Source organism: Bradyrhizobium sp. MI1.3 (assembly GCF_055811695.1).
On record NZ_JBVVPQ010000196.1, the window covers coordinates 1 to 1,435 of the forward strand.

1 protein-coding gene is annotated in these 1,435 nt (G+C 63.6%); it reads left to right on the forward strand.

The features are described 5' to 3' along the window. Nucleotides 1-53 precede the first annotated feature (53 nt). The gene (locus AC0L3A_RS40580; protein ID WP_354129647.1) at nt 54-1,259 is read left to right on the forward strand and encodes an IS481 family transposase; all 1,206 of its coding nucleotides are present in this window, start codon (nt 54-56) and stop codon (nt 1,257-1,259) included. Nucleotides 1,260-1,435 lie beyond the last annotated feature (176 nt).

Below are 1,435 nucleotides of genomic sequence, written 5' to 3' on the forward strand. Positions count from 1 at the left end.
TCGTACCGGACACATGGGTTACACTTTCCGCTTTTGTTCTGCGGGAGGTGTAGATGCCGTGGAAAGCGAGTTCGGTAATGGAAGAGCGCCTTCGCTTTGTCGCCCGGCTGTTGGACGGGGAAGCCATGACGGATGTGTGCCGGGAGTTCGGCATCTCCCGCAAGACCGGCTACAAGATTTTCGATCGTTACAAGGAACACGGGCTCGAGGCGCTGAACGACCGCTCCCGACGGCCGGTTCGCTACGCCAACCAATTGCCGGCCCAGATCGAGACCCTGATTGTCCAGTTCAAGGCCGAGAAGCCGCATTGGGGTGCGCGCAAGATCCGCGAGTTGCTGGTGCGCCGGCTCGATGGCGATGTTCGCGTGCCGGCCAAAAGCACCATTCATGCGGTGCTCGATCGCCACGGCCTGGTCAAACGCGGCGGCGGACCGCGCCACCGTGCGCGCGGCACGCCGCTGTCGCAAGGGACGGCCCCCAATGATCTCTGGTGCGCCGACTTCAAGGGCGAGTTCAAGCTCGGCAATGGCCGCTACTGCTTTCCCTTGACGGTCAGCGATCACGCCTCGCGCTTCCTGTTGCTGAGCGAGGCGCTCGACTCGACGCGCGAAGACCCCGCCATGACCGCCTTCGAGCGCTTGTTCCACGAGCGCGGCCTGCCACTGGCCATTCGCTCCGACAACGGCGTGCCCTTTGCCAGCCCCAACGCCTTGTTCAATCTGTCGAAGCTTTCGGTCTGGTGGCTCCGGCTGGGCATTGCCATTGAGCGCATCAAGCCGGGCCGTCCGCAGCAGAACGGCCGGCACGAGCGCATGCACCTCACCCTCAAAAAGGAAGCGACCCGCCCGCCAGGCTTCAACAGCCTGCAGCAGCAGGAACGCTTCGATGCCTTCGTGCACGAATTCAACACCGAGCGGCCCCATGAGGCACTCGGCATGAAGTGCCCCGCCGAGCTCTACACCGCTTCAACGCGCGTCTATGACGGCCTGCCCGAACTGACTTACCCCTTCCACGACCGCGACATTGTCGTCACCGCTTGCGGGCGGCTCTGCCTGCATCGCAAGAAGATCAACATCTCAACCGTGCTGGCCGGTCAGAAGCTCGGCATCAAGGAGGTCGACGAGGGCATTTGGCTCGTCAGCTTCATGCACTACGATCTCGGTTACTTCGATCTGGAGCAGAAAACCTTGCAGCCGCTCGACAACCCGTTCGGCCCGAAGCCCGTCACCGATGTCTCAGCTGCCACCGCAGCGCCCTGAGCGCGACGCGCTCTCGTGCATTCTTGGCATGGCAGGCCCTTTGCTTGCTCCGCTGTCGCGGTCAACCCCCGAAGCCCACAGGGGCGCGGCACGCGCGGGGTTGACGGCGACAGCGCGAGCCAAGCAACAATGGCCAGGCCATGGATGCGTCTCGCCGGAACACAGCAGATCGCTGA

Excerpts from the sequence above, each read along its gene's own strand:
- AC0L3A_RS40580 (WP_354129647.1), top strand. The coding sequence starts at position 54 with ATGCCGTGGAAAGCGAGTTCGGTAATGGAAGAGCGCCTTCGCTTTGTC.